The sequence below is a fragment of the Frankia sp. CeTa3Moorea genome (assembly GCF_978021225.1).
Genome location: NZ_CDXDOR010000163.1, coordinates 1 through 2,399, shown reverse-complemented (window position 1 = coordinate 2,399; position 2,399 = coordinate 1). Strand labels below are relative to the sequence as shown.

Annotated in this window: 2 protein-coding genes; one reads left to right on the top strand and one right to left on the bottom strand. The window is 74.9% G+C overall.

Annotated features, from left to right (window positions below; translation table 11 throughout):
- The coding region (locus AC08OV_RS20780; RefSeq protein WP_476620155.1) for a cupin domain-containing protein at positions 1 to 908 on the top strand (908 nt) is incomplete at its 5' end.
- Between the two features lie 147 nt (positions 909 to 1,055).
- Here the strand turns inward: AC08OV_RS20780 and AC08OV_RS20775 are convergent.
- Positions 1,056 to 2,399 (bottom strand): DUF5719 family protein (locus AC08OV_RS20775; protein WP_476620154.1); only part of this gene is annotated, 1,344 nt, incomplete at its 5' end.

Below are 2,399 nucleotides of genomic sequence, written 5' to 3'. Positions count from 1 at the left end.
TCGTCGCACTGTCCCCGTTTCGGGCTCTCGCCGGCGTACGTGATCCCGGCCGGACCCTCGCCATCGTCGCCCGGCTGGGCTCACCGGCCCTCACCGCCACCTTCCGACCACTGGCCGACGATCCCTCGGGCGGCGCCGCACAGGTGCTCCGCTCCCTGCTGACCATGCCGCGCGAACCCGCCCGTGACCTCGTCCGCGACCTCGTGGCGACGGCCCGCCGGCTCGCCGCCGGCCCGCACGACGCGGCAGCGCCGGGGACGCCCAGCGCCGAAACGGACGACACGGCGACGGACAGGGCCGCGGCGGACGGCGTCGAAGCCGATGACGTCGAAGCCGATGACGTCGCGCGGGCGGCCGACCTGATCGGTCTGCTCGCGGCCGCGCACCCGGGCGACGTCGGGATCGCGGCCGCCCTGTTGCTGAACGACGTCACCCTGCGCCCCGGGGAGGGGCTCTTCCAGCCCGCGCGGCTGCTCCACGCCTACGTCTCCGGCCTGGGTATCGAGATCATGGCGACCTCGGACAACGTGCTGCGCGGCGGGCTCACCCCCAAGCACATCGATGTCGACGAGCTCCTGCGCATCCTTGATCCCACTCCGAGCGCGGCGCCGATCCTCATGCCCTGTACCCTCGCGGTCTCCCCCGGTGGTCTGCTCCGCGGCTGGGACGTCCCCGTCGGGGACTTCGCCCTCACCGAGGCGATCTGCACCGGCGGCGCCCTGAACGTGGGACGGCCCGTGGTGCTGCTGGCCGTCGAGGGTGCGGTCCGGGTGACCGGCACCGCCGACAACGGGACGACCGTCGCCCCGGTGGAGTTGCGCGGGGGCCGGTCCGCCCTGCTGGCCGGATCCGCCGCGTTGACCCTCACCGGCACCGGTCGGGTCTTTCTCGCCGCTCCCGGCCGCTGACGGGCGACGCCACCGACAGGGCGGGGTGCTGACGGCCCAGAAGACCGGACGACCGGAAGCGTCACGAACCTCCCGCACGTCCTGGGAGGACGCCGACCGGTGCCCGGCCCGCCACGAGGCGAAGATCGAAGGTCGGCGGACTCGGCACTAGCCGCGCTGATACAGGACGGTGGGATCCTCGATGGAGACCGGGGCGTCGAGGAGCCTCGACGCCCCCCACAACGGAACGACGGTAGAGATGCTCCGCGGCATCACGGGCCTGGACATCCCAAAGATCGACGACACGGCGGTCGACGACGTGGAGCCGGTGGAGCCGGAGCCGGTGGAGCCGGAGGGAGTAGGCCCGCGGGGCGGATCCCCGGATGCCCGGCCCTCCCCCGGCCTGCCGGGGAGATCGCCGATCACGGCGGTGGCCCCCAGCGGGCCGCCGACCGCGACGAGCCGTCCACCGGCCTGCCCGATCGGCATGCGGGCGGTCGCGACGGTGCCCGGCCGCACCCGTACCAGCTCGCCGTCGATCCACGCTGTGACCGCTCCCGCCGGAGCGGCGAGCACGACGACGCCGGTCGCGCCGGGCGGCACCGGCGGGAGGGAGACGACCGCGTCCGGCGCGGATCCCGCCCCGGCGGCCAGCCCCGTCGGGGCGGAGAGGCCGACCGCCTGGCCGTACGCGTCGAGCCCGCGCGGGTCGAGCGGAGGATCAAGGCTGGTGGCGCCGACCCAGGTGGATCCGCCGTCCGAGCCGGTCGACCGCTCTCCCGCCCGGCCCGACGGTGCGGCCAGTCCGGCGAGCACCGGTGCGTTATCGGCCGATTCGACCAGGACGGCCGAGGCGGCGCCCGCCGGCAGCAGCACGGGCGTGGTGATCGCACCGGTGGCGGGCACGACGACGGCCTCTAGGCCGATCGGCGTGTGCCGACCCGTACCCGTGAGGACCGTGATGCGCACCGTGGCCTCCCGCAACGGTGCGGCGAGCACCAGGTGCGCCGTCGAGGACGCGGACCCCGCCGGGACGACGACCCCGCCAAGCAGGAGACGCCGGGCCGGGGCGGAGGTGCTCGGGACAAGGCTCACCGGATCCGCGCGCCCCGCCCGGTCCGCCCCCGGCATCGAGTCCGCACGCGCCGCGCTGGGCCGGTCCGCGACCCAGGTGAGAACCCGGCCGGAGCGCACCTGGACGTCGAGCGCGGTCGCGGCGGCCTCCGGTGCGAGGGACGCGAGTCGCCGGATCACCGCGTGGTCCGGGGGCACGGTGATGTCCTGCGGCGACGTCGCCGGTCCGTCGGAAAGCACCCGCACATTGATCCGGGCTGGTTCAGCTGCCAGATTCGACCAGATCACCACCGGATCCCGACCGGCCACGGTCGATGGTCCGGTGAACCAGGCCCGGGCCCGGGACGGCTCGCAACGCGCCTGAATCGGCCCGACGCCGCCCATTGACCCGACGCCGTCTTTGTCCCGGGCCGGGGCCTGGTTCACCGGACCATCGAC